Annotated in this window: 5 protein-coding genes; 2 read left to right on the top strand and 3 right to left on the bottom strand. The window is 46.8% G+C overall.

Annotated features, from left to right (window positions below; translation table 11 throughout):
* Positions 1–456: 456 nt before the first annotated feature.
* Together QUA80_RS32650 and dapF are read right to left on the bottom strand one after the other, a co-directional pair.
* The gene (locus QUA80_RS32650) at positions 457–1,599 is read right to left on the bottom strand and encodes a hypothetical protein (RefSeq protein WP_333429063.1); all 1,143 of its coding nucleotides are present in this window, start codon (positions 1,597–1,599) and stop codon (positions 457–459) included.
* Positions 1,600–1,821: 222 nt separating this feature from the next.
* Positions 1,822–2,664, bottom strand: coding sequence for a diaminopimelate epimerase (gene dapF / locus QUA80_RS32645; protein ID WP_333429062.1), 843 nt, complete (start codon positions 2,662–2,664; stop codon positions 1,822–1,824).
* 174 nt (positions 2,665–2,838) lie between these two features.
* Here dapF and QUA80_RS32640 point away from each other — a divergent pair, with 174 nt between their 5' ends.
* On the top strand, positions 2,839–3,051 hold the full coding sequence (locus tag QUA80_RS32640) for an Hfq-related RNA-binding protein (protein ID WP_333239123.1): 213 nt from the start codon (positions 2,839–2,841) through the stop codon (positions 3,049–3,051).
* Between the two features lie 170 nt (positions 3,052–3,221).
* On the opposite strand, the gene QUA80_RS32635 is transcribed toward QUA80_RS32640, so the two are convergent.
* A complete protein-coding gene (locus tag QUA80_RS32635; protein ID WP_333429061.1) occupies positions 3,222–5,537 on the bottom strand; it encodes a cation:proton antiporter in 2,316 nt (771 codons plus the stop codon).
* 790 nt (positions 5,538–6,327) lie between these two features.
* On the opposite strand from QUA80_RS32635, the gene QUA80_RS32630 reads away from it, so the two are divergent.
* Positions 6,328–6,543, top strand: coding sequence for a hypothetical protein (locus QUA80_RS32630; protein ID WP_333429060.1), 216 nt, complete (start codon positions 6,328–6,330; stop codon positions 6,541–6,543).
* Positions 6,544–7,024 lie beyond the last annotated feature (481 nt).

Here is a 7,024-nt window from a genome sequence, read left to right as displayed (position 1 = left end):
CAAATGCTAAAACTTCGTTGTGCTTACCTCAACGACCTCTTGGCCATTTGAGGTTTTTGCAAAACCGGGATGCTCCCTATACATACTATCCAGCACATAGAGTAGGGTACGTCATATCAAATCCGGTAGCATTGGAATTAATATTACCCACAATCAGGACACGGCAGGGCCCATAAGTGTCAACTTAAGCTTTTTGTGCGCCAGTAATCCCGCCCACCCAGCACTCCGCCAGGGAATGAATTCCCTGTCTAATAGCGAAAGTCCTCTCAAAGAGGACTGAAAAACTCATTAGTCCTCTTTGAGAAGACTTTAGCTTTGAGGCAGGGGTTTCAACCCTTGCCGGACTATCGGTTTTACGTTAAGTTGACACTCATGGGCAGTGCCGTTTCCCTACAATTAATGGGGGTAGGGAAACGGCACTGCCGTGTCATCAGTTTCTATCATCTCTGAGTCTAACTATAAAGTTTTAATTTGCTCGATAACCCAATCAAAAGTTTCCCTAACTTGCTTGAGGGCAGATTCGTCTTGCAAAGTAAACAAAGCCAGACTCGGCGACCTTCTCTCCCCAGGTTCTGTAGGTAGCGACAGACCGATCGAACTCAGTTTACTTCTCAATTCCAGCCAATTCTGTTCCGCATTAAACGGCGGCTGGGAACCGTAATTATCAGCAGAAATCTCCATTCTGCCAGCAATATCTACAGTGAATAACTGATAAGGTTTTCTTCCTCTGTGAAGCAATTGAGCGGCGAAACCGCCGTAGGCATCCCCCGTTCCCCAGTGGATTTGAACTTCGGGTTCTTGACTTTTCGCCCAAACGTAAATCGATCTTGCCATTTGCGCCTCGTCCGCGCCCCGTCTAGCTTTGATTTCCGCAAAAAATGAAGATTCATCCCAGCGCCTTCTTTCGCGCGTTGCGCTGGATTTTTTCTGCTGTGCTTCTGCTGTCTGACCGATCACTCTGGGAACCAAAGTTCTCAGACCGTCTTCACTGACGTACTGCTTAATTTCCAGGGCCAAAACTTCAACCGGGTCCATTTGTTCGTTGAGAAATTCCACAACTCGGCGCATTTCTGCGGAAATCTCGTCAGCTACAAACACTAAGCGAACTTTACCCGCTTGCAAATTAGTTTTAACCTTCTGCCAAAATCTTTCTTCATTAGCATTTGCGCCGAGAAACTCTTCAAAAATCTGTTCGGGATCGCGACCCCGATCGCGACAATTAGCTTCAAACAGAGCAATAATTGAATCGATGGGCCAGTAAAACAACGCATTAGCAGCATAGTCGATCGACTGACCCAAAACTTTTTGCCGCAGTTCGGCATTAGGAGTTCGCCGGACATCCACCAAAGTAGGAACGGCATTTTGGTCGAGAAACAAATGATCCAGCGACCACTGCACCGCTGTTTCTTCATCGCTGGGTGCAGCTTCCCGCGAAATTAACAGCCACCTGCGCGGCGTCGCCCGATCGATTTGGTCTCCCGCGATCAAATTGGGATAAGTTACTAGCAAGTCTTGTAACTGGTCTTCCGAGTCGTAGGGCTGTTCCATCATTTCTACCAGCCTGTCGTCGTCCTGAATCAGATAAATACCTCCAGCCATGCAAGCCCACCTACTCAATTTTAGATTTTAGATTTTAGATTTTTGATTTCAGGCTTAGTTATTAGTCTTCAGCCTTCAGTCCGCAGTCCATGAATTCTGAAGGCGGAAGGCATTGGTCAGACTTCAATAAAAATTTTGAATTCAATAATTTTTATTGTTTGTTAATTCAACAAAAAATCCGTTCTGACCAGTGACTGATGACTAATAACTGATGACTGATGACTAATCACTAATACAACCAGTAAATACTCGCTGTGCCGGTCCGGTCATGTAAATCCGCCCAGAAACTTCTGCCCATTCGATTTCCAAAACGCCGCCGGGGAGTTCAACCGCAGTTGCCCGATCGCACTTCCCTACCAACACCCCAGCTACCACAGCAGCACAAGCACCAGTCCCACAAGCTAGAGTAACACCTGCGCCTCTTTCCCACACCCGCATTTTTACATAGTCCGAACGTACCACTTGAATAAATTCCGTATTGGTACGCTGCGGGAATGCTTTGTTGTGCTCGAATTGAGGCCCGACAGTTTCTAAAGCAACAGCCGCAACATCCTCTACAAAAGTAATGCAGTGAGGATTGCCCATGCTGACGCAGGTAACAGACCAAGATTTATCGGCAACTTCGATCGGCACATCTATAACTTTGGCATCCGGTGCGGCCAAAGTTGTCGGAATTTCCGCAGCCAGCAGCCGGGGAACTCCCATATCCACCTTCACCTGACCGTCCGATCGCAATTCCGGGCTAATCACACCAGCCAGAGTGTGGATGCGGTACTGAGTTTTCGCCTCTGACCCTTCCAAATCGGCGATAAACTTAGCCAAACAGCGAATTCCGTTGCCGCACATTTCCGGTTCCGAACCGTCCGAGTTAAAAATCCGCATCGTATAGTCAGTGCCGTTTTGCCCTGGAAGAGCAAATATCGCACCGTCTGCGCCAATCCCGAAATGTCGATCGCACAACTCCACAGCTTGTTCTGGTGTAATCGCCGGTTCTGACGAGTGGCGGTTGTCAATCAGAATAAAATCGTTTCCCAGTCCCTGATACTTCGCAAACTCGATCGGCATAAAAACCTCTGAATGTTAAAACTGATTAGTTGATAGACTTCATAAAGTCATTAGTCATTTGCCAGTTGCGTTCCGCCCGCATCTCCTTAGTCCTCACTCCTCAATTCTCAGTTTGCCACCCAAGACTAATGACTAATGACTAATGACTAATGACCTAATTACCCATTTTCCACTATGTCAGAATTTGAGACCGGATTGCCCAGCGTTCGCTTAATACAAAGCTACATCAAAGACAAAGAACAGGTAGAGATTAAACTCGTGACCGGCGACTTGCTAGCGGGCCGAATTTTTTGGCAGGATCATAGCTGCATTTGCCTCCTCGATCCCTCAGAAACACAAATTCTGATCTCGCGGCCAGCAATTGCTTATCTCAAACCCAACGGCTGAGGAGAGGGGGAGACGTGGAAGAGTGGGAGAGGGGGATAGTGGGAGATGGGAAAAATCTTCCCTCGAACCTTGAACCTCTTACCTCTTCCTTCTACCCTCGAACCTGTTTCAACTTCGGTCTTCCTGACCTCCGTTACATCCTCAGAAAGCGAATCCGTTGCCGAACTTCCCTAATCGCTAAACAGCTTTTCGCTGACTTGGGTGGTGAGAAAAGGCAGCTTTAAGGCAGGTTGCCGAACCGGCGGCGAGGCCGTCCGCTGCATCAAGCCGAGCTCGTAGAAGCCCCCGCACAGCAGCAAACGATCGCCTTCTTGCAAATTGGTAGTTCCGTCCGGCCAGCGAGTAAACTTCCCTTCCCGGCGGATCGCCCGCACCTGCACCCCGTACTGGGTCAGCAAATCTACCTCTGACAGTTTTTTGCCCGCCCAAAGGCTGTTGGCTGGCAACCTCAGCCACTGGCAAGAACTACCGCCCTGCGGCACTGCAACTTCGCCCTTCGCCAGCAACTCAAAGCTGATGATTTCTTCCGGTTCTCCGACTACCAAAACTCGATCGCCAGACTGCAAAGCTGTCTTGCCGTTGGGATAATCAATTTCCTCACCATTTGCGCGGACGATCGCCATCACGCTGACCCCTGTCAACTGCCGCAAGTTAGTTTCTTCGAGAGTCATGCTGGCGAAGGGCGAACCTGACGGCAAGCTGTACCACTCGCTATTCATGTCTCGAACTGCCACTTTCAAATCCCGCGAAATCGCCAAAGGTTCGCGCGGCGGCCGCAATTCCAAATAACGGCTGCTGCGAATTTGCTGCACTTCCCGCCCGATCGCCATTGCCGAGATCCCCATGCCAGCCAGCAAGTGGGCAGACAGTTCTAAGCTGGCCTCAAACTCCGGCTGCACGACTTCCCAGGCCCCCAGTTGGTAAAGCAGTTCGATGTCTTTATCTTGGTTTGCCTGCACGACAATATCCAAATCCGGGACTAATTCTAAAGCCCGCTTCAGACACAAGCGAGTGCTCATGGGATCGGGAAGGGCGATCGCCATTGCTTTTGCGCGTTCCACTCCGGCGGCTTCCAATACGTGCAAACTCGCAGCATTCCCGTAAATGTAAGGAATTCCTTGGACTCTACAGTCTTGAATTCTACTTTCTGACTCGTCGATCACCACAATTGAACAGTTGCGGCTTTGCAGCATTTTGACTAAAATTCTGCCGACTCGCCCGTAGCCGCAAACCACAACATGATTTTGTTCCGGCAAAGTTTCAGCTATTGCCACAGGTTGAGATGTTTCGTCAAAATAGCGCTGCAAAGGCCCGAAATTTTCCGCCCACTTAAATAACTGCGGCACGCTTCTCAATACAAACGGAGTCAGCACGAGGGTGACTGCTGTCGTTCCTAAAATTAACAGGTAAACGTTTCGCGAAACGAGTCCCATAGCTTGGCCGGAACTAGCGAGTACAAAGGAGAATTCTCCTATTTGAGCCAACCCCAAACCTGCGATTAATGCTGTTTTGAGCGGATACCCAAATAGTCGGACGATCGGCGCTATTATCAAGAATTTGCCGACAAATACTAGAAATACCAGTCCCAGAATTAATTCTAGATGGTTCCAGAGAAACACTGGGTCGATTAACATTCCGATGGTAACAAAAAATAAGGATGCAAAAATATCTCGCAAAGGCTCGACATAAGTTAGAGTTTGGTCGGCATATTCCACCTCCGAAATCATTAAACCCGCCACAAATGCGCCCATCTCGATCGAAAAACCCAAATATTCAGTCAGCAGCGCAATCCCTAAAGCCAAAACCACAACTCCCAGCAAAAACAGTTCCCTACTTTCTGTTTTCGCGAGGTAGCGCAGCAACTGCGGTACGAGCCAAATGCCCGCCACTACAGCACCGACAGCAAATAACCCGATCCGCAGCAGGGCCCACGCTACCGTCATGCCGATCGCTTCTGCTGGCTGGTTGAGGGCCGGCAAAACTGCTAGCATTAGCCCCAAGGCCAAATCTTGAACTACTAATATTCCCAGCATGACTTGACCGTGGGAAGTACCGCCTTCATTGCGCTCCATCAAGCATTTCAGTACGACTGCTGTCGAGGAAAGCGACAGAATCGCTCCTAAAAACACGCCTTGAGCGGGCGATTCTACCCAGCCTACAGCCAAGGAAATTGCAGTAGTAAAGGCGATCGTCAGCACAATTTGCAAGCCCCCCCCGCCCAGACTAATGGCTTTAACTTTCTGGAGTTCGGCGAAAGAAAATTCCACTCCCAAGGCAAATAACAGAAAAGCAACGCCGAATTCAGCCAGGGTGTCTACCTGAATTAATTCTTTAATCAGTCCCAACCCTGCCGGCCCGACTACCATCCCTCCCAGGAGGTATCCGAGGATTACCGGCTGTCGCAACAGCGATGCAAAGAGTCCTCCTGCTGCGGCAGCAGCGAGAACTAGAACTAAGTCCACGATCAGTCGGAAGTCTTCTTGCACAACTTTATGAAAAAAGTATAAAGTTATATTATAATGTCTAATGTGTTGACTATGTTTAGGGGGTTGACTGTAGTTGAGGAGCAAGGGCAACTGCCATCCTCGAACAAGGTATTTTCTCATGACACAGAGTTCAACTCCTCACAAAAAGCTTAAAATATTGCAAGTTGGTCGGGGTATTGGAGCTCTATTGGTGTTGCTGTTTCACCTAAACCACACGAGCAGATAAAGATTAAATAAAGTATCTTTATTTAATCTGTTTGAAGCTGGTGGAGCGGTGTAATTTACTTTTTTGTATAGATCGGTTTTATGATAGTCTACCTTCACCGATCGGCGATCGGGAAACCCGACCATTTGAAATCATTTTTAATCAAACGCACCCTAAAAAATCACCCAATTTATTGGATCGTTACTCTCATTGTTTTAGTTTTTTTCTAGTAACTCCAGGGTTTGCTAACAATCAAGATTTAGGTTTTGGGAAAATAATTACGTCGCTGCTTTTGCTGCCTAACAATGATTTACCATTCTGAATGTAGGTTGGACTTTAATTTGCGAACTATATTTTTACTACCTGTTCGGGATAGCTATCTGGTTGAAACCAAAACATTTTATACCGATACTTTCGACTTGGCTATTTGTCACGATTCTCCATTACTTGAAAATATTAGAATTTGATAGTGGCTATGCTTTTTTGCTAAATCTCGGATTTGGCAATATGAATCTAGAATTTGTTTTAGGCTACTTGGCTGGGTATATTGTCATCAATCTTGGCAGTAAAATTCGCAATATATAGATGGGTTTTATTGAAATCGAAAGTTTAGCATATGTGGTTTTATTAGTGATTTTGGATGCCACTAAAATAGAAATCGAGCGAATTAGCACTTTTGCCGTGCTGGCGGCTATGTTAATCATAGGTTCGGCATCTATCGACCTTAAAGGTTCTCCCAAAGTTCCTCAGATTTTGACATGCTTAGGAGAGGTCTCTTACTCGATATTTTTAATTCACTAACCGCTAAGATCGGCAACTACAAAAATCCTGCAAAATGCCAATTTAGGAAAATATTTCGATACTTGTTTCGCCCCGGCTCTGCTAGGGTTGATAACTGTATTTGTAGGCTGCATATTTTACTCGGTAATAGAAAAATCGGTGACGGTTTTTCTGCGGAAAAATGTTGTTGAAAAAATGTTTCTTCCGAAGGGAAAAGCAAGCTAATTGTAGGGTAATTTCGGAGTTTGCAGGGTGCCTCGCTATCTTTAATCTCCGTAAAAAATTGAGAACTATGTCAGCTCTGCGCCGTAAAGCCTAATTGGTTCGATCGTGGCGTATTTTGGATGGTGCGGATATGTGAAATTTTCGATCGAATTTGCAGATTGTAGAAGGCGACGCACCCTACAAATAATCGAGAAAAGAACCAGGGTAAACGCATCTTAACTTTAACCCAAAATATGCTACAGTTATATGCGACTAATTTTGGCGTAGTTTATTGTAG

It is taken from the genome of Microcoleus sp. F4-D5 (genome assembly GCF_036704885.1).
Lineage (GTDB): Bacteria > Cyanobacteriota > Cyanobacteriia > Cyanobacteriales > Microcoleaceae > Microcoleus.
The sequence above is the reverse complement of the archived record's forward strand: the minus strand, read 5'-3'. Positions and strand labels throughout refer to the sequence as shown.